The 26,483-nt window shown below is 68.7% G+C and carries 23 protein-coding genes and 1 pseudogene; 5 read left to right on the top strand and 19 right to left on the bottom strand.

Annotated features, from left to right (window positions below; genetic code table 11):
- Nucleotides 1-20: 20 nt before the first annotated feature.
- Nucleotides 21-935 carry a tRNA 2-thiocytidine(32) synthetase TtcA gene (gene ttcA, locus ACZ0AE_RS00160; RefSeq protein ID WP_038691404.1) on the bottom strand — a complete coding sequence of 305 codons (915 nt, stop codon included), beginning with the start codon at nucleotides 933-935 and terminating at the stop codon, nucleotides 21-23.
- A 96-nt stretch (nucleotides 936-1,031) separates the two neighbouring features.
- Between ttcA and ACZ0AE_RS00155 the strand changes: the two genes are divergently transcribed.
- Nucleotides 1,032-1,235, top strand: a complete 204-nt coding sequence (locus tag ACZ0AE_RS00155) for a YdcH family protein (protein ID WP_038691406.1) — start codon at nucleotides 1,032-1,034, stop codon at nucleotides 1,233-1,235.
- A gap of 141 nt (nucleotides 1,236-1,376) precedes the next feature.
- Here the strand turns inward: ACZ0AE_RS00155 and plsB are convergent, their stop codons facing one another.
- The 5 genes from plsB to ACZ0AE_RS00130 form a co-directional block, all read right to left on the bottom strand.
- Nucleotides 1,377-4,079: a glycerol-3-phosphate 1-O-acyltransferase PlsB gene (gene plsB / locus ACZ0AE_RS00150; protein ID WP_463600091.1), complete on the bottom strand. Its 2,703-nt coding sequence runs from the start codon at nucleotides 4,077-4,079 to the stop codon at nucleotides 1,377-1,379.
- Nucleotides 4,079-5,056 (bottom strand): hypothetical protein, encoded by a 978-nt coding sequence (locus ACZ0AE_RS00145; protein WP_038691411.1) that lies wholly within the window; start codon nucleotides 5,054-5,056, stop codon nucleotides 4,079-4,081. The genes plsB and ACZ0AE_RS00145 overlap by 1 nt, the downstream gene beginning before the upstream one ends.
- A gap of 243 nt (nucleotides 5,057-5,299) precedes the next feature.
- Entirely contained in the window at nucleotides 5,300-6,127 is an 828-nt protein-coding gene (locus ACZ0AE_RS00140; protein ID WP_448132662.1) for a S1 family peptidase, read from the bottom strand.
- Nucleotides 6,128-6,391: 264 nt separating this feature from the next.
- On the bottom strand, nucleotides 6,392-7,123 hold the full coding sequence (gene pyrF, locus ACZ0AE_RS00135) for an orotidine-5'-phosphate decarboxylase (RefSeq protein WP_463600090.1): 732 nt from the start codon (nucleotides 7,121-7,123) through the stop codon (nucleotides 6,392-6,394).
- Nucleotides 7,120-8,049, bottom strand: coding sequence for a 5'-nucleotidase, lipoprotein e(P4) family (locus ACZ0AE_RS00130; RefSeq protein ID WP_463600089.1), 930 nt, complete (start codon nucleotides 8,047-8,049; stop codon nucleotides 7,120-7,122). The genes pyrF and ACZ0AE_RS00130 overlap by 4 nt, the downstream gene beginning before the upstream one ends.
- A gap of 111 nt (nucleotides 8,050-8,160) precedes the next feature.
- On the opposite strand from ACZ0AE_RS00130, the pseudogene ACZ0AE_RS00125 reads away from it, so the two are divergent.
- Nucleotides 8,161-8,817, top strand: a pseudogene (locus ACZ0AE_RS00125) (YceH family protein); the annotation flags it as partial.
- Nucleotides 8,818-8,877: 60 nt separating this feature from the next.
- Here ACZ0AE_RS00125 and ACZ0AE_RS00120 read toward each other — a convergent pair.
- From ACZ0AE_RS00120 to ACZ0AE_RS00105, 4 genes are all read right to left on the bottom strand, one after another.
- A complete protein-coding gene (locus ACZ0AE_RS00120; RefSeq protein WP_038691419.1) occupies nucleotides 8,878-9,411 on the bottom strand; it encodes a GNAT family N-acetyltransferase in 534 nt (177 codons plus the stop codon).
- Between the two features lie 77 nt (nucleotides 9,412-9,488).
- Nucleotides 9,489-9,989, bottom strand: coding sequence for a DUF3592 domain-containing protein (locus ACZ0AE_RS00115; protein WP_463600088.1), 501 nt, complete (start codon nucleotides 9,987-9,989; stop codon nucleotides 9,489-9,491).
- 91 nt (nucleotides 9,990-10,080) lie between these two features.
- Entirely contained in the window at nucleotides 10,081-10,788 is a 708-nt protein-coding gene (locus ACZ0AE_RS00110) for a DUF3592 domain-containing protein (protein ID WP_463600087.1), read from the bottom strand.
- A 124-nt stretch (nucleotides 10,789-10,912) separates the two neighbouring features.
- Entirely contained in the window at nucleotides 10,913-12,889 is a 1,977-nt protein-coding gene (locus ACZ0AE_RS00105; protein ID WP_038691421.1) for a UvrD-helicase domain-containing protein, read from the bottom strand.
- A gap of 130 nt (nucleotides 12,890-13,019) precedes the next feature.
- Between ACZ0AE_RS00105 and ACZ0AE_RS00100 the strand changes: the two genes are divergently transcribed.
- Entirely contained in the window at nucleotides 13,020-13,640 is a 621-nt protein-coding gene (locus ACZ0AE_RS00100) for a thymidine kinase (RefSeq protein ID WP_038691423.1), read from the top strand.
- Between the two features lie 51 nt (nucleotides 13,641-13,691).
- On the opposite strand, the gene ACZ0AE_RS00095 is transcribed toward ACZ0AE_RS00100, so the two are convergent.
- From ACZ0AE_RS00095 to ACZ0AE_RS00065, 7 genes are all read right to left on the bottom strand, one after another.
- The gene (locus ACZ0AE_RS00095) at nucleotides 13,692-15,293 is read right to left on the bottom strand and encodes an OpgD/OpgG family glucan biosynthesis protein (protein WP_038691425.1); all 1,602 of its coding nucleotides are present in this window, start codon (nucleotides 15,291-15,293) and stop codon (nucleotides 13,692-13,694) included.
- 95 nt (nucleotides 15,294-15,388) lie between these two features.
- Nucleotides 15,389-18,220, bottom strand: coding sequence for a protein kinase domain-containing protein (locus tag ACZ0AE_RS00090; protein WP_463600086.1), 2,832 nt, complete (start codon nucleotides 18,218-18,220; stop codon nucleotides 15,389-15,391).
- A 67-nt stretch (nucleotides 18,221-18,287) separates the two neighbouring features.
- On the bottom strand, nucleotides 18,288-18,851 hold the full coding sequence (locus tag ACZ0AE_RS00085) for an ECF-type sigma factor (protein WP_038691429.1): 564 nt from the start codon (nucleotides 18,849-18,851) through the stop codon (nucleotides 18,288-18,290).
- 65 nt (nucleotides 18,852-18,916) lie between these two features.
- Nucleotides 18,917-19,729: a bifunctional DNA-formamidopyrimidine glycosylase/DNA-(apurinic or apyrimidinic site) lyase gene (mutM, locus tag ACZ0AE_RS00080; protein WP_463600085.1), complete on the bottom strand. Its 813-nt coding sequence runs from the start codon at nucleotides 19,727-19,729 to the stop codon at nucleotides 18,917-18,919.
- Between the two features lie 36 nt (nucleotides 19,730-19,765).
- On the bottom strand, nucleotides 19,766-20,386 hold the full coding sequence (locus tag ACZ0AE_RS00075) for a hypothetical protein (protein WP_463600084.1): 621 nt from the start codon (nucleotides 20,384-20,386) through the stop codon (nucleotides 19,766-19,768).
- A gap of 45 nt (nucleotides 20,387-20,431) precedes the next feature.
- Entirely contained in the window at nucleotides 20,432-20,731 is a 300-nt protein-coding gene (locus tag ACZ0AE_RS00070; protein ID WP_463602035.1) for an EF-hand domain-containing protein, read from the bottom strand.
- A gap of 72 nt (nucleotides 20,732-20,803) precedes the next feature.
- Nucleotides 20,804-22,006 (bottom strand): DesA family fatty acid desaturase, encoded by a 1,203-nt coding sequence (locus tag ACZ0AE_RS00065; protein ID WP_038691435.1) that lies wholly within the window; start codon nucleotides 22,004-22,006, stop codon nucleotides 20,804-20,806.
- A gap of 149 nt (nucleotides 22,007-22,155) precedes the next feature.
- On the opposite strand from ACZ0AE_RS00065, the gene ACZ0AE_RS00060 reads away from it, so the two are divergent.
- A complete protein-coding gene (locus ACZ0AE_RS00060; RefSeq protein WP_447591161.1) occupies nucleotides 22,156-22,986 on the top strand; it encodes an ABC transporter ATP-binding protein in 831 nt (276 codons plus the stop codon).
- Between the two features lie 183 nt (nucleotides 22,987-23,169).
- Here ACZ0AE_RS00060 and ACZ0AE_RS00055 read toward each other — a convergent pair whose 3' ends face one another.
- The gene (locus ACZ0AE_RS00055) at nucleotides 23,170-24,375 is read right to left on the bottom strand and encodes a DUF4785 domain-containing protein (RefSeq protein WP_463600083.1); all 1,206 of its coding nucleotides are present in this window, start codon (nucleotides 24,373-24,375) and stop codon (nucleotides 23,170-23,172) included.
- Between the two features lie 10 nt (nucleotides 24,376-24,385).
- Complete coding sequence (locus ACZ0AE_RS00050) at nucleotides 24,386-25,267, bottom strand: lipase family protein (protein WP_369970012.1); 882 nt, start codon at nucleotides 25,265-25,267, stop codon at nucleotides 24,386-24,388.
- Nucleotides 25,268-25,525: 258 nt separating this feature from the next.
- Here ACZ0AE_RS00050 and ACZ0AE_RS00045 point away from each other — a divergent pair, with 258 nt between their 5' ends.
- Nucleotides 25,526-26,371 carry an acid phosphatase gene (locus tag ACZ0AE_RS00045; protein ID WP_447591157.1) on the top strand — a complete coding sequence of 282 codons (846 nt, stop codon included), beginning with the start codon at nucleotides 25,526-25,528 and terminating at the stop codon, nucleotides 26,369-26,371.
- Nucleotides 26,372-26,483: the final 112 nt, after the last annotated feature.

Below are 26,483 nucleotides of genomic sequence, written 5' to 3'. Positions count from 1 at the left end.
AAGGCGGGGCGGTGGGCGGCTCAGGCCGGCCCGGGCGCGCCGCCGATGTCGGGGGTGTCGTCGGCCCAGGCCGACGGCGGGGACGGCACGGCGGTGGCCGGGCTTCGGGCCAGCGCCATGAAATCGAACAGGGCCGGGTCGGCCAGCTGCGACGGCTCGACGGTGCCCAGCGCGCGGGCGATCTGGTCGATGCGGCCGGGGTGCTGCTGCTCCCACTGCTGCAGCATCTGGCCCACCTGGCGGCGTTGCAGGTTGTCCTGGCTGCCACACAGGTTGCACGGAATGATCGGGAACGCGCGGGCCTGCGCATACGCGCGGATGTCGTCCTCGGCCACGTAGGCCAGCGGGCGGATCACCACGTGCTGGCCGTCGTCGCTGCGCAGCTTGGGCGGCATGGCCGACAGCTTGGCGTGGTGGAACAGGTTGAGGAAAAAGGTGGCCACGCTGTCATCGCGGTGGTGGCCCAGGGCGATCTTGCTGAAGCCGTTTTCCGCCGCGTGGCGGTACAGCGCGCCGCGCCGCAGCCGCGAGCACAGCGAACACATCGTGCGCCCTTCCGGAATGACCCGGCTGACCACCGAATAGGTGTCCTGCTCGATGATCTGGTAGGCCACGCCGATCGATTCCAGGTACTGCGGCAGCACGTGCGCGGGGAAGTCCGGCTGCTTCTGGTCCAGGTTGACCGCCACCAGCTCGAAGCGCACCGGCGCCTTCTTCTGCAGCTGCAGCAGCACGTCCAGCAGGGTGTAACTGTCCTTGCCACCGGACAGGCACACCATCACCTTGTCGCCGTCGGCGATCATGCCGAAGTCGGCAATGGCCTGGCCCACCTGGCGGCGCAGGCGCCGCGCCAGCTTGTCCTGCACGGCGTCGGCCGCGCGCGGATCGCGGGCGCGCGGGACGGGATCGGGCAGGCGGATGACGGCGGAATGCATGGTGTCATTCTACCGGCTGGGGGGCACCCTCACAGGGACCCCGACGTGACTGCGTTCACTCCCGGGCGTCATCGCAGATGTGTATGCTCGACAGCTGTGGATACCCTCACACCCGAGCAGATCAGCGTCCGTCTTGCCGAACTCCGGCAGGAACACCGCGTGCTGGACGAGCAGATCCAGCGCATGGCCGCCAACGGCGAAGACGAACTGGAAGCCAAGCGCCTGAAGCGGCGCAAGCTGCAGTTGAAGGACTGCATCGCCAAGCTGGCGGACATGCTGATTCCAGACGAACCCGCGTAGAGCCGACCGTTGGTCGGCTGCGGTTGGTCCCGATCACCGCCCATGTTCCGGGGGTAGAGCCGACCGTTGGTCGGCTGCGGTCCGTCGCGATGCCCGCCGATGGTGCGGTCGGATGGATGCGCCTCGGCGCATCCGCTTCCGTCAATCCGTGCTGACCGGTTCTTCCGGCTTGGCCGCTTCCGGGCTCACCCGTTCGATGGTGTGGCGCAGCTCGCGGCCGAGGATGAACTTGGCGTCCTTGGCCCACGCGTCCAGGCGGTCGTCGAACAGCAGCTTGCTGTTCTCGTCCGGCCACACCAGGCGCAGTTCGCGCAGCTTCTGGATGAAGCCGCGGAACAGCGTGCGATCGAAGAACTCCGGCGCGGCCGGGGCATAGAGCAGGCTCAGGCGCTGGGCGGCCTGCTGGCACAGGCTTTCCAGCTCGGCAGCACCCAGCGTGCCGGGGCCGTTCTTCACCAGCACCGAGATGGCGATGTAATAGCGCTCGAATGCCTGCTGCAGCGAATGGCCGATGGCACGCAGGCGGAACACTTCATCGGTCTGCCCGGTATTGCGCGCCAGGATGCCACCGTCGTCGTCGTTGACGTTCTGCAGCAGCCCTTCGCGCACGAACACGTTGATGGTCTGCTCGATGCGCTGGGCAAACTCTTCCTCGGTCCACGGCAGGAACAGCTCGGCCTGCAGGAACGGATACACCGTGCGGCCCAGCTGGACCAGGCCGGTGCGGCTCATGCGGCGGTTGTTCTGGAAGCAGCACGCCACCCACGACGACGCGGTGAACAGGTGGATGACGTTGTTGCGGAAGTAGCTGAGCAGCACCGCGGTGTCGCCACTGACGCTGAGCACGTCGCCCAGCGGATGCTTGATGCGGGTGAGGACGTTGATTTCCTCGGCGTGGGCGATGATGCGGTCCGGCGAATGCGGGGTCACCGTGACCCGGTCCGAGTACGGCATTTCAACCAGCAGGGTCTTGCACAGCTCGATCTGCGCGATCAGGTCGGCTTCGCCCATCGCGTGCTTGGGCGTGGACAGCAGCGCCAGCGCCAGCAGGTTGATCGGATTGACGTCGGCGGCGCCGTTGATGTGCACCTGGATGCGTTCGGCCAGGTGGTCGACGGTGCCCGACAGCCACGACGGTTTCTCGTCTTCGCTGACCGGCTGGCCGTTCCAGTCGGGCGCCTGCTGGGCGAGCACGTCGTTGAGCGCGATCGGCTCGCCGAAGTTGACCACCACCTGCCCGTAGTTCTGCTTGAGCACCTTGGGAATGGACCACAGCAGCGACCAGATCGATTCCTTTTCCTTCGGCCGGCCGGACAGTTCGTCCAGGTAGCTGCCGCCTTCCATCAGCTTTTCATAGCCGATGTAGACCGGCTGGAACAGCACCGGCTTGCGCGGCTGGCGCAGGAACGCGCGCAGCGTCATCGAGATCATGCCGCCCTTGGGCTGCAGCAGGCGCCCGGTACGCGAGCGACCGCCTTCGACGAAGTACTCGATCGAATAGCCACCGGCCACCAGCTGGGCCACGTACTCGCTGAGCACCGCCGAGTACAGCGCATTGCCGCGGATCGAGCGGCGGATGAAGAATGCACCGCCCTTGCGCAGCAGCGTGCCGACCACCGGCAGATTCAGGTTGATGCCGGCCACGATGTGCGGCGGCACGATACCCCGGTCGTACAGCAGGTAGGACAGCAGCAGGTAGTCCATGTGGCTGCGGTGGCTGGGCACGTAGACCACTTCGTGCCCGGGCGCGGCCGCCTTGAACTTGTCCAGGTGATGGACCAGCACGCCGGCGTAGATACGGTTCCAGACATGGCTGAGCATGAAGCTGGCCGAACGCACCACCGGGCTGGAATAGTCGGCGGCGATTTCCCAGGCGTAGGCATGCGCCTTCTTCCAGGCATCGGCCGGCTTGGAGTTGTCGCGCTTGGCCTGCGAGGCGATCGCCTCGCGCACGGTATCGGCGTCCAGCACCTTGTCCACCAGCAGGCGGCGGGTGGACAGGTCCGGCCCGATCACCGACTCGCGGATGCGGCGGAAATGGGTACGCAGCACACGCTGCAGCTTGCGCACGGTGCGCTCGGGGTCCAGCCCCTCGTCGATCGTGCTGCGCAGCGAGATCGGCGGGGCGAACCGCACGATGGTGCTGCGGCCGTTGAGCAGCACGGCCAGCAGGCGGCGGAAGCGGCCCACCAGCGCCCAGTTTTCCGAGAACAGCACCGCGAACCAGCCACTCTGCTTGTCCGGGGCGCGGCCGACGAAGATCGACACCGGCACCAGGTGCACGTCCAGCTCATCGCGCGCGCGATGGGCCTGCAGCACCTTGGCCAGCGAATCGGAATGGGTCTTGGCGCCACGCTGCTCGGGAATCAGCGAGTTGCTGCTGCTCCGCCGCGACAGCGCCACGTAGGCGCGCTTGCGCCCGGTGGGGTCGCCGGCGATGGGCACCAGCGGCGACGGCAGGCCGGCCTCGCGGCAGGCCTTGTCCAGGATCAGCGCGTTGGACAACCCGTAGTCTTCCAGCACGTAGACCACCGGGCGGCCGTCGTTGTACTGGCCGGGGTGTTCGGGTTCGATCTTCAGCGACAGCCACGGCTCGACCAGGCGGCCCAGCAGGCGCGCCCACCAGGGGCGGCGGCCAACCGGGGCGCGGGTGCCGGGCACGATCGCGGCGGGCGCGACGCCGGCCGGGTCGACCTCTGCAGTGGGGGCAGCCGTCGCCTGGCCGGGATCGGCCGGGGCGCCGGTGGCGGCCACGCTGTCGGGCGACGCGGACGAAGCGTCCGGGGTCTTGGGCGGCTCTTCGCCGGGGAAAGGCAGGGGATTCTGGTTCGGCATCGGCTTCATTATGGCTTAGCCGGTGCAGAAGCACCGTCCTTGACCTGCGCGGCGGCCTCTGCTTTGGCCGCCTCGGCGGCGTCATGTTCAGCTTGCGCGGCCTGCGCGGCGTCGGCGGCCTGCAGCAGCGCGTCAGCCTGTTCCAGCGTGCGGGCCACGTACCAATGGCCATCACGGCGGGTCATGCGCACCTGCGCCTCGATCTGCTCGCCTGCCAGCGGGTACTGCACCCGCACTACCGCGTCGTTGCCCAGTTCGGACACCAGCTCGCCGCGCAGGCCGATCAAGGCCTCATCCAGCGCCAGGCCGTAGCTGGCCAGCGCGGTCTTGAACGCCTTGAAGAACGGCGCCAGGCGGCGCAGCGACTCCTCCATGCCAGCCGCCTGCAGCTGCGCATCGGTGGACAACCCGGCGGTGCGCGCGGTGGCGGTGAGCAGGGTGATGGTGGTGCGGGCGCGCTGCTTGTCGGTCAATGGCGCGGCCGCCGCCCATTTGCTCAGGGCGTCCACCACCTGGCTGTAATGGGCGCGCTGGGCATCGGTGTAGTCGCTCTGGTTGCGCAGGTACTGCACGCCGAACAGGCCCATCGAGTGCGCCGCCTGGCGCACGCCGGTGGCCTGGCCGGCAATCTGGGTATCGAACGAGCGCTGCAGGCGCTGCGGTGCGTCCGGTCGCGACAGCGAGGCCAGCATCGGCAACAGCTGGCCATCCAGCGGCAGCTCGGTGAGCGGCCAACGGCTGTGCCCCTGCGCCCAGGCGGCCTGCAGGCGCGTGTAGTGGGCCGGCGGTACCGACGCGCGGGCGTAGCCGAGCAGGTCGTTGTCGGCCACGTGCCGGGCCAGCTGTTGCAGTGCGGCCACCGGTTCGGCGGCCGGCGCATCCGGATCGATCCGGTCCCGCTTGCAGGCCCCCACCAACAGCGCCCCACACAGGACCAGGGCCATTGCCTGCCCCCGGTACTGCCACGACTTGGACGACATGGACATGAATTCGGACTCCCCGGACCGGATCGCATCTTGCGGCCTGCGCCCCTGACGCGGCAAGCCACCCACCGGCCAACCCGGCCCAGCCCCCCTGAAATGGAACCGAACGGGGTTCGATCAGTGGCAATCCGTGGCGATCAGGCGCTCTTCGTGCCGGAACACGCGGGAGGGCGACGCCGCTGCGTCGCCCTCCCACTGCCACGGTACATCGGCCCACAGTACCGCGCCGCGTGTTTCCCGCCGGTGTCAGTCCCCCAGCCAGGTCGCGGCGATGAAGTCCTTGATGTAGCCATCGCCCAGCCGCGCGTACACGCCCGGGTAGCCGGCCTGGGCGCAGCCCTGCCCCCAGCTGACCACGCCCAGCACCGTCCAGGCGCCGCGCCGCTGCACCAGCAACGGCCCGCCCGAGTCGCCCTGGCAGCTGTCGATACCTTCTTCCCCGGCGCAGATGACCGCACCCGCCTGCAGCCCGGGATAGGCCTGCCGACAGGTGCGGAACGACACGAACGGCGTTTTGACGGTCTGCAGCACGGTGGGCGAGGCAGCGTCGCCCTCCAGCCCGGTGTCGCCCCAACCGATCACATCGAACCGGCGCCCGGCCCGCAGGTAACCGGCATCACTGCCCTCCAGCATCTGCGCCGGGGTGACGCCGGCCAGGGGTTCGCGCAGCTGGATCAGCGCCACGTCATTGACCAGGGTGTTGCTGTCGAACGCGGGATGCACGTGGATGGCGCGGATGTTGGACGGCCGTTCGCGGGCCGTGGCGTCCAGCGTCGTGGCGCCGCCGAGCACCGCATACCCGGCGGGCTGGGCACCCTCGACGCAGTGGGCGGCGGTGAGGACCCAGGACGGGGAAATCAGCGTGCCGCCGCACCAGTGCCGGGTGTGGTCGGAGTCGCCGAAATCCAGCCGCTGCAGGCTGACCATGAACGGATATTGCCCAGGCAGTGCGTCTTCGCCGCCGATGATCAGCGGGCGCACGGGCTCGCCACCGGGCAGCGCGGGTGCTGCGTGTGCGGCAAGGGACAGGGCAAGGAAACCGGCGGCCAGGGCCAGTCGGGGGAAGACATGCATGCGGCACCTCCATTGCGTTGATGGAAACAGGCCGGGCAGGAATGCACCGGCAGGATCGATTCCATCGCAGGGAGGGGCAGCGGAACGGGTGCGTAATCCCAGTTCACCGGGAGTGCGGCGTTTCCTGATGCGTGGGCGCGGCGTCCGGGAAGGCCGTCGGCGTTGTTCGGGGGTCATGCCGCCATCGCACGTGCGGCGTGCCCGGCGGGTGGTCGCCCACCCGCCGCACAACGTCGCGGCGACGGGTCGGGCGGGCACGCGGGCTCAGGCCTGGCGGGCGCGCCAGGCGGTGGCGATTTCCAGCTGGATGGCCTCGGCGGCGGCACGCGGGTCGCTGGCCAGGCGGATCGGGCGGCCCACCACGATGGCATCGGCGCCGTCGGCGAACGCCTGGGCCACGCCCACGGTGCGCTTCTGGTCGTCGCCCACCGGGCCGCCGGGGCGGATGCCCGGGCACACGATGGAGAAACCGGCACCGGTGGCGGCGCGGATCGGCCCGGCTTCCTGCCCGGAGGCGATGACGCCGTCGATGCCGGCTGCCTGGGCGGCCAGTGCACGCTCGACCACCACGTCCACCGGTTCGCGGTCGATGCCCATGCCGCGCAGGTCCTCATGGCCCATCGAGGTCAGCACGGTGACCGCGAGCAGGCGCATGTCGCTGCCGTTGGCGGCCGCACAGGCCGCCATCATGGCCGGGTGCCAGCCATGGATGGTGGCGTAGCTCACCGGCCACTGCGACAGGCGCTTGATCACCGCCGCGGCGGTGGCCGGGATATCGAAGAACTTCAGGTCGACGAACACGCGCTTGTTGCGCGCGGCCAGCGTCTCGAGCACCTGGAAGTACTCGCCGGAGGCGAGCAGTTCCATGCCGATCTTGTAGAACGACACGCTGTCGCCCAGCCGGTCCACCCACGCCAGCGCTTCGTCGCGGCCCGGCACATCGAGCGCGAAGATCAGGCGCTCGTCATCGCGCAGCGGCAGCGGGGCGCGGCTCACGGCGCGTAGTCCAGCGCGGCGCGCTTGGCGTGGTGGCGGGCCTGGCGCGACTGGCTGTAGTCGTTGTTGAACTGCGCCGGCTCGAAGCCGCCGTAGGTCGGGTTGGGCAGCATCCACCAGCGCTCGCCGAACCAGTCGTGGTACTGCTGCAGCAGTGCGTCGCGACCGTCGTTGGTGTTGGCGGTGACTTCCACGAAGTCGCCCAGCTGGTCGCCGAACTGCATCAGCACGCGGTACTTCTGGCCGGCCAGGCGGCGGCGGCAGTTCTTCTCGCTTCCGGCCTGCTCGCAGCCTTCCACCACGGTGCCCAGGCCCAGGAACACGCTGTCGTCGGCCACCGGCAGGCCTTCGGCGCGCAGGTTGGCCAGGGTGGCCTCCTTGAGGTGCACGGCGCGGTTGGAGATGTACAGCAGGGTCACGCCCTTGGCATTGGCGGCCTTGGCGAAATCGACCACGCCGGGGATCGCCTTGGCCTTCTTTTCGGCCACCCACTGGTCCCAGGTCATCTCGTCGTATTCCTTGCCGTCGCGCACCAGGCGCGCCTGGTAGGGCGAGTTGTCCAGCACGGTTTCATCCACGTCCAGCACCACGGCCGGCTTCAGGCCCTTGGCGGCGTTGCCGCGCTCTTCGGACACCAGCGCGTCCCAGTTGGGTTCCTTCAGCGCCTTGTCCAGGTGGTCGGCGGCGGCGCGGTAGGTCTGCTCGGTGATGGCCCGGTATTCCTGCGCGCGCTGCATCCACAGCACCGCGTTGAGGTTGTCGTTGGCCGACACGGCGGCATCGGCGCTGGCAGCGGGCGCGCCGGCGGGGGCCGCAGCGGCGGCCGGCGGGGCGGCATCGGCCGGGGCTTCGGTGCGCTTGCAGGCACTCAACGCCATCACGGCGCAGGCAAGCACGGACAGGGAAACAGCAGCAGTACGACGCATCGGGGTCACCAGCAACAAAGTCGCGCCAGTTTACCGGCTTGTCCGGCCCGGTTCATGCCATCGGCGGGGCTCGGCTATGCTGCACGCCCCTGAAACACCCCGGAGCGCGCCATGACCGACGACACCCAGACCCCCGCCCTGCCCGTGCTGAGCGCGGCCCAGGCCCGCGCCCTGGGCTGCCTGATCGAGAAGGAGGCGACCACCCCGGACGCCTACCCGCTGACGGTCAATGCCGCCCAGGTGGCCGCCAACCAGAAGACCGCGCGCGAGCCGGTGATGGCGCTGTCGGCCGGTGATGTGCACCACGCGCTGCGCCAGCTGGAAAGCCTGGGCCTGGCGCGCCAGCAGTTCTCCTCGCGGGCCGAGCGCTACGAGCACCGCGCCGGCAGTGCGTTGGATCTGACCCGGCAACAGCTGGCCATCGTGGGCCTGTTGCTGCTGCGCGGCCCGCAGACGGTGAACGAGCTGCTCACCCGCAGCGAGCGCCTGTTCCAGTTCCAGGACGCCGAGGAAGTGCGCCACCACATCGAACGCATGATCCAGCGCGGTATGGCGGTGCAGCTGCCGCGCGCCAGCGGTCAGCGCGAGGACCGGTACATGCACCTGCTGGGTGGCCCGGTGGACGTGCAGGCGTTGGCGGAGAGCTACAAGGGGTCTTCGTCGAGCGGTGGCGGTGGCAGCCCGGCGCTGGAAGCGCGCGTGCAGCAGCTGGAGGCCACGGTGGCGGAGTTGCAGGCGCAGTTGGCGGAGTTGCGCGCGCAGTTGGGGGGTGAGGGGCAGCCGACCAACGGTCGGCTCTACCCTGTGTTGCGTGCCCGGTTGTCGGCGTCAGGGGGCCGGGGCGCCCGGGGTGGCGAACAGCAGCACTACATCCCCGCCGTGCGGTGGCGGCAGCAGCAGGTCGCCGCGGTCTTCCATGCCCAGCTTGCGCAGCAGCGCAGCCGAACGCAGGTTGTCCGGCGACACGATGCCGTACAGATCGGTATGGCCCAGCACGTCGCGGGCGTAGTGCATCACCCCGCGCGCGGCTTCGAAGGCGTACCCGTTGCCCTCGTACTGGGCCAGCAGTGCGTAGCCGATGTCGGGCGCGGGCAAGCCGTCGCGGCGCACCAGTCCGGCATTGCCCAGCCACGCGCCGTCGCTGCGGCGGATGATCGCGTACATGCCGAAACCATTGAGGGTGTAACTGCCCAGCACGCGCTCGGCGGTGTAGTCGCGCGCCTGCGCCAGGGTGCGCACGCCGCGGTCGGCGATATTGCGGATGAAGCCCGGCTCGTTGAGCAGGGCCAGCATGTCGGCCGCATCGTGATCGGGATCGATCAGGCGCAGGTGCAGGCGTTCGGTCTGGATCACGGCGGACATGCGGGTACCGGTGGAAGGCGATACGCCGATTGTGCAATGCGCGCCCCGAACACGGTAGAGCCGACCGTTGGTCGGCTCTATCGCTCAATCTGGCGGCGTTGCCCAAACCATCTGGACCACAGGCGCGAACAGAGCCAATAGACAAAGCCGGAGAACAGGCAAAGAAACACGCCAATCGCCGCCAGCGTCATGGGGGGGCCCCATTGCCGGAAGAAGCTGCTGACTTCCGCACGGGTGGAGTCACCGGGCACATAGCGCACGTCCACCGTGTCACCCACCTCGTACCGGGGTGAGCCACTTGCAAACGATGAAGCGAATTCGATCGGCGCGCCGTCGACGCCCTGGAAGCGAATGACAGGACGGTGCATCGTGGCTTCGCGCGCGGGAAATCCCTCCAGCTCAATGAGCTTCTGGCTCTGCTGAATCGCAATAACCGTCCCGGGTGCAGTCGTGGACTTCCGGGCGAAATCAAGAGCATCCACAAGTGCCGACGCCGCCAACAGACTCACGACGGCCCCGCCGAGCAGGAAGGGAAGGGCGAAGAACGGAAGGATGACGCATTTCACAACAGGGGGCATGGCTTGGAACTACGCAGAGGAGCGACGGGCGTTACGCGCCGGCGCTGAAACAGGGGATGTGCACACGGCACGGCGAATGATATGCGGTCGATCAATGCCCTGGCAGAAATGAAAGGTCGACGTGGTACTTCCGTGCATTACCCGGTGCAATGTGAACATCCAGCTCGCCTCCACGGAGATACGGAGATGGATCACCCCATATGCTTCCGCTACGGAACGCATGCAGCTTTGACGTGGCGGGATCGCGCCAGGCGCAGATGATGTTGAACGGATGCTCTCCGTTAACTGTCAGTCCTCGATTGATATCTAGAGATTTGAACGCAGCCTTCACCGTGACGCCGTGACGCTTGAGATGATCTTTCCTGCGACTGGTTCGTGCTTCCAGAAAGAAAATCGTGCCTCCTAACGACGCGAACACGCCACCCATGAATACCAGCCACCCGGTGATAGCCCACGGCGAAGTGAATTCTCTCGACAGGGCATTGGTTGGGTCGTCGGGTTGATACAGAATATCAACCGTCTTACCAGCATCCAGGCGCGTCGTGCGCGGCTCGGATCTGAAAACCAACCGCTGGCCTTCGGCTGTGACGAAGCGTATGTAGTGAATGTACTTCACGTCGGAACGCTGGGATTTCTCGCGCTGTACGCGAACAGCCTGCGCACCAACCACCGTCCCTTGCACCGCAATTGCCGAGGCCATGAAGCGCCGCGTATCGGCATAGGTGAATGCGGCGATGGCTAGTATCACCAGGCCAATCCCCAGGAATGTGATTTTGAATACAGCAGGCAGTTTATTCAACAGGATGTATTACGCAGCAGCAGATTGAGGGCGCGCAAGTTAATCCAGATGTGCTGACGAATCAAGGCTGAAACCGTCAGGGCCGGTCATTTCACATTATCGTGGCAGGTTTTTTCAGTAAGGCTCAGTCAAACAACGCCTGGATCGCCGCCAACCCGGCGCTGGCGCGCTCTTTCTTGCGCGCGGCGTCGGCGACGGGATCGGCGCCGTCGCGCTGCATTTCCTCGGCCGGAATCTCGTCGAAGAACCGGCTGGGCTTGAGCCGCACGTGCTCGCCGAACTTGCGGGTGAGCTTGCTGTAGCTCATCCACAGCTGCACCTTGGCGCGGGTGATGCCCACGTACAGCAGGCGCCGTTCTTCCTGCAGGTTGCCTTCGTCCAGGCTGACCTGGTGCGGCAGCACGCCATCCTCGCAGCCGATGATGAACACGTACGGGAATTCCAGGCCCTTGGAGGCGTGCATGGTCATCATCCGCACCTGGTTGCCGCCGTCGTCCTTGTCGTTGCGCGACAACAGCGCCAGCTGCGCGGCCAGGTCGGCGGTGGTGGCGCCGCGCGGGCCGCCTTCGAACCACTGCGCCAGCTCTTCCAGGTTGCCCAGCCGGCGCTGGTAGACCGACTCTTCCTTGCACGCGCTGCGCAGTTCGGAGACCAGCCCGGATTCCTTCACCAGCTTGCGCACCAGGTCGCCGGAACTGAGCTTGGGCATCTCCGCGCGCAGGTCGCGCAGGATGTCGGTGAAGCGGCTCAGGCCGTTGGCCGCGCGCGGTGGCAGCTGCGACAACGCGCCAATGGCTTCGGCCGCGTGCGCCATCGGCAGCTCTTTCTCCGAGGCAAGTTCAGCCAGTTTGGCCAGGGTGCCGGCACCCACTTCGCGCTTGGGCGACTGCACCGCACGCATGAACGCCGTATCGTCGTCGGGGTTCACCAGCAGGCGCAGCCAGGACAGCGTGTCCTTGACTTCCTGGCGTTCCAGGAACGCGGTACCGCCGGTGATGTGGTACGGCGCGCGCACCAGCTGCAGCGCTTTTTCCAGCGGCCGCGACTGGAAATTGCCGCGGAACAGGATGCAGAAATCGCTCCACGGAATCTTCTTCGACGTCGCCAGGAAGGAGATCTCGGCGGCTACTTTCTCCGCTTCGTGCTCGCTGTTGCGGCACTCCCACACGCGGATGCGCTCGCCGTCGGCCTGGTCGCTCCACAGCTTCTTCAGATGCTCGTGCGGGTTGTTGGCGATGAGCGCGTTGGCCGCGCGCAGCACGCGGTTGGAGCAGCGGTAGTTCTGCTCCAGCTTGATGATTTCCAGCGCCGGGTAGTCGCGCGCCATCTGCTGCAGGTTTTCCGGGTTGGCGCCACGCCAGGCGTAGATCGACTGGTCATCGTCGCCCACGCAGGTGAAGTTGCCCTTGCTGCCGGCCAGCTGCTTGAGCAGCCGGTACTGCGCATCGTTGGTGTCCTGGCATTCGTCGACCAGCAGGTAGCCGATGCGCTCGCGCCAGGCCACGGCGATCTCCGGGTTCTCTTCCAGCACCTGCACCGGCAGCCGGATCAGGTCGTCGAAGTCGACCGCGTTGAACGCGGTCAGGCGCAGCTGGTAGCGCTCATAGACACTGGCCGCTTCCTTCTCGCGGGTGCTGCGCGCCGCCGCCATGGCCTGTTCGGGCGACAGGCCGGCGTTCTTGGCGCGCGAGATCAGGTTCTTCACGTCCTCGATGTCGTCGGGTTTGGCGCCGTACATCAGGTCCTTGACCTGCGAGGTGGCGTCGTCCGCATCGAAGATCGAGAAGCCGCGCTTGAGCCCCACCGCGGCGTGCTCGATCTGCAGGAACTTCAGCCCCAGCGCGTGGAAGGTGCAGATGGTGACGTCCTCGGCATCCCCGCCGTGCAGGCGCTTGGCCACGCGCTCGCGCATTTCCTTGGCCGACTTGTTGGTGAAGGTGATCGCCGCGATGCGCCGCGCGGGGTAGCGCTTGGTCGCGATCAGCTGGGCGATCTTTTCCACGATCACGCGCGTCTTGCCGCTGCCGGCGCCGGCGAGCACCAGTAGAGGACCTTCGCAGTGCAGCACTGCAGCGCTTTGGGGGGGATTGAGACCGTGCATGCCATCTCCGGGGGAGGAGCATTGTACCGGGCCGCCCGGCCGGGTCGGAGGGCCCGGCCGCGGCGGACGATTGCGTCCGCCGGCCCCGCCGGGCAGCCACGGGAGCCGGCCGGGCGTCTAGAATTGGCCGATGGCCAAGCTCTATTTCTATTATTCGGCGATGAACGCCGGCAAGACCACCACGCTGCTGCAGTCGGCGCACAACTACCGGGAACGGGGCATGCGCGTGGCCATCCTGACCCCGCGCCTGGACGACCGCGCCGGGCGGGGCGTGGTGGCTTCACGGATCGGGCTGAAGGCCGACGGCGTGGCCTTCGACCGCGACACCGACCTGCAGCGACTGATTGCGCAGGACCTGGACGCCCACGGGAAGCTCGGCTGCGTGCTGGTCGACGAGGCGCAGTTCCTGAGCCGCAGCCAGGTCTGGCAGCTCAGCGAGGTGGTCGACCAGCTGCGCATTCCGGTGCTGTGCTACGGGCTGCGCACCGATTTCCGCGGCGAGCTGTTCGAAGGCAGCCAGTACCTGCTGGCCTGGGCCGACGAGATGCAGGAGATCAAGACGATCTGCCACAGCGGCAAGAAGGCCACCATGACCGTGCGGGTGGACGAGCACGGCCATGCGGTGCAGGACGGCCCGCAGGTGGAGATTGGCGGCAACGAGCGCTACGTGTCGGTGAGCCGGGCCGAGTTCAAGAAGATCACGCGGGGCGAGGGCAAGATCGAACCGGCCCAGGCGCAGTTGCCGATGTGAGCAGCAGCCGGGCAGAGCCCGGCGCTACGTCTGGAACGGTTCGCCTGCCCCTCAGTACAGCGTGCGCTCCGGCGCGCCCTTCGGCGGCGGGCTGTACTGGTACAGCCAGGTTTCGGTCAGGGTCTTGCCGCCGCTGCGCAGGTACAGGCGGATGTCGATCTGGTCGGTGGAATCGTCCGGCGGGACCAGGTCGAACATGGCGCGGTAACCCTTGATCTCGCGCAGCGGGCGCGCCGACACGATCTCCACGCGGCCTCGGCTGGCCTGGACCACCGCTTCCACCTCGCCCTTGTCGATCAGCGCGGCCAGCTCGCCGCCTTCGAAATCCACCGCGAAGCGCCACGAGAAGTACGCCCGCTTCTTGCCGATCACCCCGCCCAACCCGGTGCGGCTGTCCACGCAATGCGCCAGCGGCGTGCGGGCCGGCGGCTGCGCGCCCCAGTACAGGCGGTAGCCCAGCAACAGCTCCTGGCCCGGCTGCGGCTTGGCCTCCGGGTTCCAGAACGCCACGATGTTGTCGAAGGTTTCATCCACCGTGGGGATCTCGACCAGCTGCACCGAGCCCTTGCCCCACTGGCCCTTCGGTTCCACCCACAGGCAGGGGCGCTTCTCGTAGAACACCCCGTCGTCCTGGTAGTGGTCGAAGTTGCGGTCGCGCTGCAGCAGGCCGAAGCCGCGCGGGTTGTTGTCCACGAACATGTTGAAGCGCAGGTTGTGCGGGTTGCACAGCGGGCGCCAGATCCACTCGCCGCTGCCGGTCCACATCGACAGGCCGTCGGTATCGTGGATTTCCGGGCGCCAGTCCCAGGCCATGCGGCGGTCGTTTTCGCCCACCTGGTACATGCTGGTGCACGGGGCGATGCCCAACCGCTCGATGGCCTTGCGCGGGTACAGGGCGCAGTCGATGTCCATCAGCAGGGTGTCGCCGTTGGTGATCGCAAACCGGTACGCGCCGGCCACGCTGGGCGAGTCCAGCAGCGCATAGACAACCAGGGTGTTGGAGTCGGCCGCCGGCTGTTCCAGGTAATAGGCGATGAAGTCCGGGAATTCCTCGGGCTTGCCCATGCCGGTGTCGATGGCCAGGCCACGCGCCGACTGGCCGTACTGGCCCTCCTTGCCCACGGCGCGGAAATAGCTGGCGCCCAGGAACGCGGCGAAATCACGGTTGGTGTCCTGGCGGGTGTTGAGCCGGAAGCCGGCAAACCCCAGGTCGGCCGGCAGGTGGCTGCCCTTCAGCCCGCTCTTGCCGTAATCGAACGCGGCCGGGTCGTAGGCCAGCTCCTGCGCGGTGCCGTCGACCACGTCGAACATGCGCACCGGGGAATGGAAGTAGAGGCCCAGGTGGAAGAACTTGGCCTGGTACTTGCCGGGCTTGTCGGCCCACAGCGCATGGTCCTGGCGGTAGCTGATGGACTGGTACTGGTCCCAGTCCAACGCTTCCAGCGGCCCGGGCAACGTGCGCTTGTGGGTCTGGTAGGCGGCCTGCGACAGCGCGCGCGCCTGGCCCTTGAGGGTGGCGAAATCGAACGGCTGCGGCTGGCCGAGCCGGCGCAGGCCCACCTGGCTGCCCTGCGCGGCGCAGGCCGGCAGCGCCGGGAAGCCGATCGCGGCCAAGGCCAGGGAGGCATTGCGGATGAAGTCGCGACGTTGCATGCAGGCAGCACTGGCAGGAAAGGGCCGGCCATCATAGGCAGGCGAACGTTAAATCGCCGAGGTGGCGCGCGCGTGGCGTTCAGCCAGCCCGCCGCTCAGCGGGTGGTAGCCAGCGTGGCGGTGGCGCAGGCCTGCAGCGCCTGGTCGATGTCGCGCAGCGCGGCCCCGCCCTGCGGCCACTGCACCCGGGCCTCGCCCTGCAGCCGCAGCAGCGCCTCGCGGCTACGCAGCGGCGCCTGCGCGCAGTGCAGCGCGGCCAGGCGGGTGCGCGCCTGCCAGCGCACGGCGGTGCTGGCCGGGTCCGGCGCGCGGCTGTCGGCCACCGCCAACAGCACGCGCTCGGCCTCCACGTCCTGCCCCATGCGGGCCAGGTTGCGGCCCCAGGCCAGCTGCAGGGCCTGTTGCCCGGCCATGGCCTCGGCACCGCCCTGCCGGTGGCGCAGCATCAACTGCGCCAGCTGGTCGCCGGCCTGGCGCGGGTCGCCGTAGGCACTGGTGATCTCGGCCATCCGCAGGTCGGCCTGCTGCACCGACGGATCGTGGTCGCCGCGTTGCGCGGCCTGCCATTGGCGGCCTTCATGCAGGGCGGCCAACCCGGCCTGCCAGCGCCCGGCCTGGGCCAGGGCACTGCCGTAGTCGTACAGGCCCTGCGGCAGCAACCGCACGCAGTCCGGTTGCCGCCAGATCGCCACGGCATGCTCGAAATCGACCACGGCCTCATTGCTGTCACCGCGCTCCAGCGCCAGCAGGCCCAGCGCGTGCCAGCTCAGGCCGGTGTCGCGGTGCTGCTCGCCCAGCGCCAGCCGGGTCAGGCGATGGACCTGCTGCAGGGTCGCGTCCGCCTGGCGCAGGTCACCGCGCTGCAGGGCCAGCACGCCACGCAGGCGCCGGATCGACAAAGTCTCCGGGTGGTCCGGCCCATACAGGCTGACCGCATCGGACCAGGCGATGTGCAGGGTCTGCTCGGCGGCCGCCAGGTCACCCTGCGCGGCGAGGGTTTCGCCCAGGTGGCGGCGCAGGACGATCAGCTGCGGTTGGCGCTCGCCGGGCCGCAGCTGCAGCAGCTGCAGCGCCTGCTGGTAGCCGGCCAGGGCCGCCTGCGGGCGGCCGTCGTCACTGTCCAGCGCGGCCAGGTCGGACAGGCTCTCGGCGGTGCCGGCGGTGTCGTGCAGGACGTCGCGGCGCACGGCCAGCGACAGCGCGAAGGCCGCGCGCGCCTCATCGCGGTAGCCCAACAGCTGCTGGCAGCGGCCCAGCTGGGCGTGGTACTCGGCCACCAGGCCGGGCAGCGCGCTGCGCTGTTGCGCGGCCAGCGACTGCATCGGGGTCATGTGCGCCACGCACTCGCGCGAGCGGCCCAGCATGCGCAGCGCGCGTCCGCGCTGGGTCACCGCTTCCAGCTGCAACGGGGGTGGCACCTCGCCCGCCTGCTCCAGCAGTGCGCGCTGGCGGTCCAGCGTCTGCAGCGCAAGTTGATAGTCGCCCATGCCGATCCGCAGGCGTCCGATCACGCCCTGCAGATCGGCCAGCGACAACGGCTGGTCGGCCAGCTCGGCTTCGCCGCGCTGCTGCCCGGTGGCCAGCAGCTGGCGCACGTCGAAGCTGCCATGGCGCACGCCGGCGGCGCGGTCGAACAGGCCCACGGTGAATTCCTGCATGGCCTGGGCGCGGGCGATTTCGCGCCGTGCCTGCTGCATCTGCCACAGCGCCACCACCGCCAGGCCAGCCAGCGCCACGGCCCCCAGCGAGCCCACCGCCACGCCCCAGCGGTGCCGGCCGATGTACTTGCGCAGGCGGTACAGGGTGCGCTGCGGCCGCGCATGGATGGGCCGGCCCTCCAGGAAGCGGCGCAGGTCCTGCGCCAGCGCTTCGGCCGAGGCATAGCGCTGTGCCGGTTCCTTCTGCAGGGCCTTGAGCAGGATGGTGTCCAGATCACCGCGCAGGCGCCGGGCCAGCCGCCGATCGGCCAGCGTGGGCGAGCTCCCGGCGCTGCCGCGCAGCACCACCGCCGAGGCGCGCGGTGCGGTCACCTCCAGGATCGAGCGCTCCCATTCGGCATCGCTGTGCCGGCGCAACCGGTAGGGCTTGCGCCCGGTGATCACTTCAAACAGCACCACGCCCAGCGAGTACACATCGGTGAGCGTGGTGACCGGTTCGCCGCGCACCTGTTCGGGGGCGGCATAGTGGAGGGTGAACGCGCGCGCCTCGGTGGCCGGATGCTGCGCGTTGTCGCGCGCCTCCGGGTCGTCAAGCAGCTTGGCGATGCCGAAGTCGAGCAGCTTCACTTCACCGTGGGCGGTGACCAGGATGTTGGAGGGCTTCAGGTCGCGGTGCACGATCAGGTTGGCGTGCGCGTGGGTGACCACCGCGCACACCTGCAGCATCAGCTGCAGGCGGCGTTCCAGCGGCAGCTGCAACTGCTGGCAGTAGTCGGTGATCGGCTCACCTTCCACATACGCCAGCGCCAGGTAAGGCTGGCCCTGCAGATCGACGCCGGCATCAAGCAGTTCGGCCAGGTTGGGGTGCTGCAGCCGCGCCAGGATCTCGCGCTCGCGGCTGAAGCGCTGGCGCAGGCCGGGGTCGGCATAGCCACTGCGCAGCAGCTTGAGGGCCACCTGGCGCTGGTACAGGCCATCGGCGCGTTCGGCCAGCCAGACCTCGCCCATGCCGCCCTCGCCCAGCGCGCGCAACAACCGGTAGGGCCCGATCAGGGTGCCGGCGCGGCTGTCCTGCGGGGCGGCGGTCCACAACGGCTGGGCCATGAACTCGTGGCTGTCGCGCTCGTGTTCCAGCAGGCGTTCCAGGTCGTCGGCCAGCGTCGGATCGGCCAGGCGCAGCTGCGCCAGCCGCTGCGCACGCGGCCCGTCGGCAAGTTCCAGCAGTTGGTCCAGCAGCGAAGACACCTGCCGCCAGCGCGACGCTTCCATCGATCTGCTCCCCGAACGATGTACCACCGCCCGCGCCGCCACGCGGGACCGTCATTGCCCGCCGCGTTCAGTCGTCGCGCACCGAGGCCAGCAGGAACATGCGCGCCTTCTGCCAGTCGCGGCGGATGCTGCGCTCCGAGCGCTGGCACAGATCGGCGATCTCCTGTTCGGACAGCCCGGCGAAATAGCGCAGCTCCACCACCTTGGCCAGGTGGCCGTCCACGGCCTGCAGCCGGGCCAGGGCCACGTCCAGCGCCAGCAGGTCTTCATCCAGGCGCACGCCGCTGCTGCTGTTCTCGGGCAGGTCCACCCGTTTGAGGTCTCCCCCGCGTTTGCGCGCCAGCCGGTTGCGCGCGTAATCCACCACCACGCTGCGCATGGCCGAGGCGGCATAGGCGAAAAAGTGCGCGCGGTCTTCGAAACGGGCCGCACCGCGTGCGCCGAGCAGCTTCAGGTAGGACTCGTGGACCAGCGAGGTGGCATCCAGCGTGCGCCCCTGCTGGCCGGCCAACTGGCGCCGGGCCATGCTGTGCAGCTCCTGGTAGAGCAGGGTCAGCACCCGGTCCAGGGCGGCGCGGTCGCCCGCGCGGGCTGAATCCAGCCATACGGTGATATCCGGTGCTTCGTCCATCGCACACCCCCGCCGGTGACGTTGGGCGGACTATACCGCCGCCAAGGCGACGGGCGTGCGAGGGTTCAGCGCTGGCAGTAGCCGCACCAGACGCTGGCGCGCTGGCCGATGGTGGCGTGCCGCAGCAGCCGGCCGCAGTTGCGACAGGGCTCGCCTTCACGGCCGTAGACCAGCAGTTCCTGCTCGAAATAGCCCGGCGCCCCGTCCGGGTTGATGAAATCGCGCAGGGTGGTGCCGCCGCGGGTGATGGCGTAGGCCAGGATCTGCTTCACGGCATCGGCCAGGCGCTGGTAGCGCCCGCGCGAGATCTTCCCGGCCTCGCGCAGCGGGTTGATGCCGGCCATGAACAGGCTTTCGGCGGCGTAGATGTTGCCCACCCCGACCACGATGCCCTGGTCCATCAGGAAGGTCTTCACCGGTGCCTTGCGCCCCCGGCTGCGCTGGAACAGGTAATCGCCGTTGAAGGCCTCCTCCAGCGGCTCCGGGCCCAGCCCCGCCAGCAGTGCATGGGTTTCCCCGGCCGGCTGCCACAGCAGGCTGCCGAACCGGCGCGGGTCGTTGAAGCGCAGCAGGCGCCCGTTGTCCAGGCTGATGTCGACGTGGTCGTGCGCGCGCACGGGGGTATCGCCGGGCAGCACGCGCAGGCTGCCGGACATGCCCAGGTGCAGCAGGGCGCTGCCAATGGCGGTATCCAGCAGCAGGTACTTGGCGCGGCGGCGCACGCCCTCGATCGCCTGCCCGGGCAGCAGCGCGCCGATCTCATCGGGAATGGGCCAGCGCAGGTCCGGCCGGCGCAGGATCACGCCATGCACGCGGCGGCCTTCCAGGTGCGGGGCCAGGCCGCGGCGGGTGGTTTCTACTTCGGGCAGTTCAGGCATGGGGAAATTCTACTCAACGAGTCGCATGCGCTCCGTTCACTCCTGGACCAGGAATGCATCCTCGACCAGCGCGCTACATCCCCCCAAACGCCAGAGCGCCAGATAGGGCGCGAAATCGATGGCGTCAGGTGCCAGCGGCTGCGAGATGTACCAGCCCAGGTACAGATCCGAAGCGACGTGGTACAGCGCCTCGTCCAGTGCGGCGACCTGCGCGGTGTCCAGCCTGCGCGCATTCCTCACTACCTCGCAGATCACATCGTGCAGGTAGGCCGACGGTTCGGACGTGGACCGAGCCGCTTCCAGTCGGTCGGACGATGTGCTGACAACCGGGACGCTGAGCAGCGTTGCCTGCAACGCCGGTTCGCCATTCGCGCCGGCAACGCGCGCCAGTTCGTCCAGCCACGCACGCGCGGCGGTGGCTCGGGCCTGTGCATTGCCTTCGTGGGCGGGCTGGAGGTAGAGATGATTGCCCCAGCGACCGGCCTGGAGCACGTCCAAGGCGCGCGCCTCCAGGGCATCGGCGTGAGGAAAGGATGCGAACACCTGCGTCAGGACCGCCGCCTCGGTAACGCCCTGCAGCAGGCCCGAGAAGTACCACGTTTCCTGTTCGCTGCGTCCCGCGCAGAATTCACACCATTCGTCGATCAGATCGTCCATGCCGAGCATGATCGCCCAACGCTTCACCTGGTGGCCAGACCACGCTCACCGCGGCGGCGCGGCCAGTTCCTTCGCACTCAGGTACCCGTCGCCGTTGGCGTCCTGCTTGTGGAAGCGCTGCATCAGGGTCTGCCGCTGTTGTTCCTTGGTGATCGGGGCGCCCTTGCCGCCGGGCAGTTCATCGGCGCTGAGCACGCCGTCGCCGTTGCGGTCCATGCGCTCGAAGGCATACATCATCCACTGCACGTATTCCTCGACGCTGACCCGGCCATCGCCGTCGGCATCCATGCGCTTCAGGTAGCTGCCGGTGTCTGCCACCTGCGCCTGCGCCATGCCGGCGGCCATCAGCAGGGCCACGCAGGAAAAACGCCGCACGAGGCGGCGTTTTCCACGGTTCATCACGCCAGGGCGCACCGGTCAGTGCGCCGTCAGCGCGTAGCCCTTCAGGCGGGCGGCGTAGGCCTGCAGCGCGGCGATGCCGCTGGCCTCGGCCTCGTGGCACCACGCCTGCAGCAGCTTCAGGCGCTCGGCGGCATCGTTGCCACGCGCTTCCAGCAGGGCCGCCAGGCGCGCGCGGTGTTCGACCAGCACGCGGATGCGCGGGCGCTGCTCGACCCAGGTGCTGAGCTGGGCGCGGCAGTCCGGCTTGAGCCAGCGGCCGTCGTTGACCAGCCCGCGGCGCATGCGGCGCGGCAGCAGCTTGCGCAGCTTGGCGCCGGCCATCGCCGCCTCTTCGCGCAGGGCCGGCACGAACACATTGCGCTGGTAGTCGGTCATGGCCTGGAAGCGGTGCGACAGCAGCGCCTTCAGGGTTTCGGCATCCGGCACGGCGATGTTCGGGCGTACGTCCATGGACGGAGCCACGCGCAGCACCTTGGCCAGGCGCAGTGCCTGCAGGCCGCGGATGGCGGCCCAGCCGATGTCGAACTCCCAGCGGCGCATCGAGAAGCGGGCCGAGCTGGGGAAGGCGTGGTGGTTGTTGTGCAGCTCTTCACCGCCGATCCAGAACGCCCAGGGGGTCAGGTTGGTGGAGGTGTCGGCCGATTCAAAGTTGCGGTAGCCCCACCAGTGGCCCAGGCCATTGACCACGCCGGCGGCCCAGAACGGGATCCACGCCATCTGGATCGCCCACAGGGCAACGCCCGGCAGGCCGAACAGCAGGCTGTTGATGGCCAGCAGCGCGACCGGGCCGAGGTTGGCGTGCGGGGTGTAGAGCTTGCGTTCGATCCAGTCGTCCGGTGCGCCGCGGCCGTACTGCTCGATGTCCGCGCGCATCGCGCGGGCTTCGCGGTAGAGCTCCACGCCACGCCAGAACACCATGCCGATGCCCTTGGTGACCGGGCTGTGCGGGTCTTCGTCGGTTTCCACCTTGGCGTGGTGCTTGCGATGGATGGCCACCCACTCCTTGGTGATCATGGAGGTGGTGAGCCAGGTCCAGAAGCGGAAGAAATGCGCGATGACCGGGTGGAAATCCACGCCACGGTGCGCCTGGCTGCGATGCAGGTACAGGGTGACGGCGAAGATGGTGAGCTGGGTGAACACCAGCAGCACCAGTGCCATGCCCCACCAGCCGAGGCCGACGACACCGCCGGTCAGGAAGTTGAGGAGCGTATCGAGCATCGCAGGACTCCGGGCCGCGAACGGCCAGCAAGGGAACAGGTACACCTTCGGACATGATGGGGCCTGCAGTTGCAAACTTCATCCGTCTGGTGCGATTTTTGCGCAGTCATTCAGTTGTTTTCCTCCTTCGTGAGCATGCCCCCGCATTCATGACAGTCGCAGCCTCTTCGGCGCCCCTGGCCGCCAACGTCCCCCTGATCGAGCTGGACCGTGCCTGCGTGATCCGCGGCCAGGTCCGGGTTCTGCACGACCTCAGCCTGCGCATCGCCCAGGGCCAGCACACCGCGCTGCTGGGCCCCAACGGCTGCGGCAAGTCGTCCTTCATCAAGCTGATCACCCGCGAGCTGTACCCGCTGGCGCATGCCGATGGCAGCGTGGCGGTGCGGGTGCTGGGCCAGAACCGCTGGCAGGTGGACCGGCTGCGCTCGCAGCTGGGCATCGTCACCGGCGATCTGAGCAGCAACCTGGCCGACATGCCCGGGCTGACCGTGGAGGAAGCGGTGCTGTCGGGCTTCTTCGCCAGCTTCGTGGTGCCGGCCTTCCGCGAGGTCACCGAGGACATGCGCCAGCGCGTGCGTGAAACCCTGGCTCTGACCGGTGCGCTGGCGCTGCTGCCGCGGGGGTATGCCGAGCTGTCGGCCGGTGAAACCCGGCGCGTGCTGATCGCCCGGGCGCTGGTCAACCGGCCGCAGGCGCTGCTGCTGGACGAGCCGTCCACCGGGCTGGACCTGATCGCCCGCCAGCACCTGATCGCCACCATGCGCCGGCTGGCCGCCGAAGGCATCACCCTGGTGCTGGTGACCCACCACATCGAGGAGGTCATTCCTGAGATCGCGCGGGTGGTGCTGCTGCGCGGTGGCCGGATCATCGCCGATGGGCCGCGCGACAACCTGCTGCGCGACGCGCCGCTGTCGGAAGTGTTCGGCGGCCCGATCCAGGTGGTGGAGCACGAGGGCCGGCTGAGCGCGTTCGCCGGATAGGTCGCGCAGCCACCCATGGGGTGGCGCTACCTTGGCGCGTGACGGGTACCGTGTCCGCGCCCCCAATGGTAGAGCCACGCCATGCGTGGCTGGCGGTGCACGGGTGCCCGATGAAAGGCAGCCACCCATGGGGTGGCTCTACCGCCGGGCGACGGAGGGTATCGCCTCCGTCGCCCGCCTTGCCTAGAACTTCAACGCCACCGCGCGTGACTCGATCGGTGCCATCCGTCCCTGGTCCTGCAGCTGCAGGTCGCGCAGCTCGAACGGGGCTGTATACCCGCGCGGCAACGCCACGCTGGCGAAGGGCAGCGCGATGGCGCCCGGGCCGGCGCGGTCGAACCACGCCGCGCTGTGCGCCTGCGCCACCGGCCGCAGCTGGCCGTCCGGGCCGGTGGCGTACAGCGTGCCGCGCGCCTCGTAGCGACCGGGCGCACCAATCTGCAGCGGCAACGTCACCGTGCGGCGGGCGAGGTCCACGTCAGCTTGGCCGGTGAAGCGCGCGGTGGGCTGGGCCACCGCGAAGGCCACCTTGCCATCACGCTGTACCCCGTTGGCGCTGACGAAGGCCTGCAGTTCCCACAGCCCCTGCACCGGGCCGATGTCCTGCGGGATCGTCACGCGTGCGCGCAGGCCGTCCTTGCCGGCCACCAGCGGCACCGGCCAGCTGCGGCCATCCGGGGCCACCAGCAACGCCTCTCCACCGGCCGGCAGGGTGCGCGCGGCCGCCGTGGCGCCGGCCAGCGTGGCCGTGCCGCGGTCATCCACCAACCGCGCGCTCAGCTCCACGCTGCCACCGGCCAGCACCTGCTGGCGGCTGGCCTGCAGCTTCAGCGCCACCGTGCTGTTGGGTTCCAGCACCTGCACCACGTAGCGGCCCTGCGCCTGGGCGCTCTGCAGGCGATAGGTACCCACCGCGGCACTGCGCCCGGTTCGCACCATGGCGCTGCCCTGCCCCACCGCCATGCCGGCCGCACGCAGCTGCTGGTCATCCACCACCTTGTCCACCGCCAGCGTGCCGGCCGGGTCGCGCACCTGCCACTGCTGCGGTGCCAGCGCGCGGGCACCCGGCGCCGGGCTGACCTGGATCACCGCATCCGGTGCGGTCAGCGGCAGGTCCAGGCCGCGTTGCAGGGTGGCCGCGTCCACCATTTCCCAGTAGCTGCGGCTGGTGGCCACGAAAGGCGCAGGCGCGGTCAACGTCGCGGCGGGGTCCAATGCCCAGGCAAAACTCACCGGGGCCCGCTCGATGCCGTCGGCCTGCAGGGGCGCGCTTTCCACGCGCGGCGCCAGCGGGTCGCTGCTGCGGGCCAGCAGCGGCTGCGCGGCGTGCAGCGGGAGGGCCACCAGCGCCGCGGCAACAGCGGCGGCAATCGTCAGTCTTGAAGTCATGGCGTGCTCCTCACAGGGTCAGGTCGTTGCGCAGGATCGTGCCCAGGCCGAAGCACTCGCGGCGGCTCTGGTTGTGGCTCAGCGGCTCGGCGCCCTGGGTGCGCGCCTTGTCGGTGAACCACAGCGTGCCGGCAGCCTTCTGGCTGCTGCACTCCAGGAACCCGTCCGAACAGCTGTTCAACCAGTTCTGGGTGAACTCCAGCCCCACGTTCTGCGCATACCCGCCGCAGTAGCTGTTGCTGTCCCACACCGCCGACTCCACATCCGAGCCGACCACCGCGCGGAACGGCTTCGGCAGCGCCGGGCGTCCGGCGGTGCCATACAGGTTCTGCGCGTTGTAGGTGGCCATGTGGCCCACCTGCTGCTGGCGCACGGCGTCGCTCTTGTAGCCCAGCAGCCAGCCCACCGAGGTCTCGAAGGTATTGCCGTTCAGCGCGGCATCGGCCAGCGGCGTACCGGCCGACGACGGTGCCAGTGCGGTGACCTTGCCGATGGTCTGGATGATCTTCGGGTAGCGGCTGTCGTAGGTGGGGTTGGACAGGATCCAGCGCACCACGTTGCCGCCGTTGGAGTGGGTGATCACCACCAGCTTGGTGATGCCCTTGGTGTTGATGAAGGTGGTCAGCTGCCCGGCGAGGCAACCAGCCGCCTCGGGCTTCCACATGTACTGCTCGAAATCGCAGTTGATGACCGTGTAGTTGCTGCTGTTGGGCAGCCCCTGGCGCACGGTGTCGATGATGCCCGGCTGCCAGTAGTCCGTACGTGCGTCGGTCTGCTTGCCGGTGCCGTGCACGAACGCCACGCCCACCACATCGGCCGCGTGCGTGGTGCCGCACGCCAGCATCAATCCCAGGGCGAGTCCACCGCCCGTCCATCCCGCGTTGCTTCGCATCCGTTTGCTCCCTTGCAGGTGATCCCCCTGATGACCGGCGCTACCGCGTTGCCATGCAGTGCATCTATCCATAGAGATATGACGAGTGATGGCGCCTGCGCCGAAGCTATGTCGCGCGGCGGCCCAATTCCGTGAACCAGTAGCGGGTTTCCGTCATCCGACTGCCGGGCGTGCCGGATCTGGCCGCATGACCAACGGCCACTGTCGCGGCCGGGTGAAGCTGCGATCATGCCGGCTCCCCCTTTGCGAGTCCTGCCGATGTCGTCGTCTGCCGCCCCCGTCCTGCGCCCCCTGCTGACCGTTGCCGTGCTGGTGGCCCTGGCCGGCTGTACGACCACCGGCGCACCGCGCACCACGGCCGTGGAGGCATCGGTCACGACCAAGGCGGTGGGTTACCTGCAGGCCGACGCGGTGCCAGCCAGCCTGGCGCTGGTGCCGGCGCCGCCGACGGCCGGTTCGGCAGGCTTCGCGCTGGACGAACAGGTCAGCCGTGAAGCCCGCGCGCTGCGTGGCAGCCCCCGCTTCGCGCAGGCCCATATCGATGCCGAGCTCGGCTTCCCGGCCGGTGCCAACCAGTTCTCCTGCGCCATCGACATGGACGTGGACGCGGTAAAGACGCCCGCGCTGTACCGCCTGCTGGAGCGCAGCCGGATCGATGCCAGCTCGGCTACGCGCACCGCCAAGAAGCACTACCAGCGCGCGCGCCCGTTCATGGTCAACGGCGAACCCACCTGCACGCCCGACGATGAAGAAGGGCTGCGCGGCAATGGCTCGTACCCGTCCGGCCATACGTCCATCGGCTGGGCGTGGGCCTTGATCCTGTCGGAGATCGCCCCCGAGCGCGCCGATGCAATCCAGCTGCGTGGCCGCAACTACGGCGAGAGCCGCCTGGTGTGCAACGTGCACTGGCAGAGCGACATTCTGGAAGGGCGCTTCATGGGCGCGGCGGCGGTCGCACGGCTGCATGACAATGCCGCGTTCAATAAAGATCTGCTGGCTGCGCGCAAGGAGATCGCCGCGGCACGCAAGGCCGGGCTGCATTCCAGCCGCGATTGCGCGGCCGAGGAAGCGGTGTTGAAGGTGCGGCCTGAGAGCGCGTTGTAGGCGCGTTGGGCAGCCGACCAACGGTCGGCTCTACCGCGTATGACGGAAAACGGCGCGGATCTCTCCGCGCCGTTTTCGTTTGCCGTGCGTACCCACCAACGGTAGGTACCTA

The organism is Stenotrophomonas sp. AC248 (genome assembly GCF_979258185.1).
Note: the sequence above shows the minus strand (reverse complement) of the source record. Positions and strands in the feature narration are given on the sequence as shown.

Coding starts and splice junctions, on each gene's coding strand:
- ttcA (WP_038691404.1), bottom strand. CDS start 935: ATGCATTCCGCCGTCATCCGCCTGCCCGATCCCGTCCCGCGCGCCCGC.
- plsB (WP_463600091.1), bottom strand. CDS start 4,079: ATGAAGCCGATGCCGAACCAGAATCCCCTGCCTTTCCCCGGCGAAGAG.
- ACZ0AE_RS00145 (WP_038691411.1), bottom strand. CDS start 5,056: ATGTCCATGTCGTCCAAGTCGTGGCAGTACCGGGGGCAGGCAATGGCC.
- ACZ0AE_RS00140 (WP_448132662.1), bottom strand. CDS start 6,127: ATGCATGTCTTCCCCCGACTGGCCCTGGCCGCCGGTTTCCTTGCCCTG.
- ACZ0AE_RS00130 (WP_463600089.1), bottom strand. CDS start 8,049: ATGCGTCGTACTGCTGCTGTTTCCCTGTCCGTGCTTGCCTGCGCCGTG.
- ACZ0AE_RS00120 (WP_038691419.1), bottom strand. CDS start 9,411: ATGTCCGCCGTGATCCAGACCGAACGCCTGCACCTGCGCCTGATCGAT.
- ACZ0AE_RS00115 (WP_463600088.1), bottom strand. CDS start 9,989: ATGCCCCCTGTTGTGAAATGCGTCATCCTTCCGTTCTTCGCCCTTCCC.
- ACZ0AE_RS00105 (WP_038691421.1), bottom strand. CDS start 12,889: ATGCACGGTCTCAATCCCCCCCAAAGCGCTGCAGTGCTGCACTGCGAA.
- ACZ0AE_RS00100 (WP_038691423.1), top strand. CDS start 13,020: ATGGCCAAGCTCTATTTCTATTATTCGGCGATGAACGCCGGCAAGACC.
- ACZ0AE_RS00095 (WP_038691425.1), bottom strand. CDS start 15,293: ATGCAACGTCGCGACTTCATCCGCAATGCCTCCCTGGCCTTGGCCGCG.
- ACZ0AE_RS00090 (WP_463600086.1), bottom strand. CDS start 18,220: ATGGAAGCGTCGCGCTGGCGGCAGGTGTCTTCGCTGCTGGACCAACTG.
- ACZ0AE_RS00085 (WP_038691429.1), bottom strand. CDS start 18,851: ATGGACGAAGCACCGGATATCACCGTATGGCTGGATTCAGCCCGCGCG.
- mutM (WP_463600085.1), bottom strand. CDS start 19,729: ATGCCTGAACTGCCCGAAGTAGAAACCACCCGCCGCGGCCTGGCCCCG.
- ACZ0AE_RS00075 (WP_463600084.1), bottom strand. CDS start 20,386: ATGGACGATCTGATCGACGAATGGTGTGAATTCTGCGCGGGACGCAGC.
- ACZ0AE_RS00070 (WP_463602035.1), bottom strand. CDS start 20,731: ATGGCCGCCGGCATGGCGCAGGCGCAGGTGGCAGACACCGGCAGCTAC.
- ACZ0AE_RS00065 (WP_038691435.1), bottom strand. CDS start 22,006: ATGCTCGATACGCTCCTCAACTTCCTGACCGGCGGTGTCGTCGGCCTC.
- ACZ0AE_RS00060 (WP_447591161.1), top strand. CDS start 22,156: ATGACAGTCGCAGCCTCTTCGGCGCCCCTGGCCGCCAACGTCCCCCTG.
- ACZ0AE_RS00055 (WP_463600083.1), bottom strand. CDS start 24,375: ATGACTTCAAGACTGACGATTGCCGCCGCTGTTGCCGCGGCGCTGGTG.
- ACZ0AE_RS00050 (WP_369970012.1), bottom strand. CDS start 25,267: ATGCGAAGCAACGCGGGATGGACGGGCGGTGGACTCGCCCTGGGATTG.
- ACZ0AE_RS00045 (WP_447591157.1), top strand. CDS start 25,526: ATGTCGTCGTCTGCCGCCCCCGTCCTGCGCCCCCTGCTGACCGTTGCC.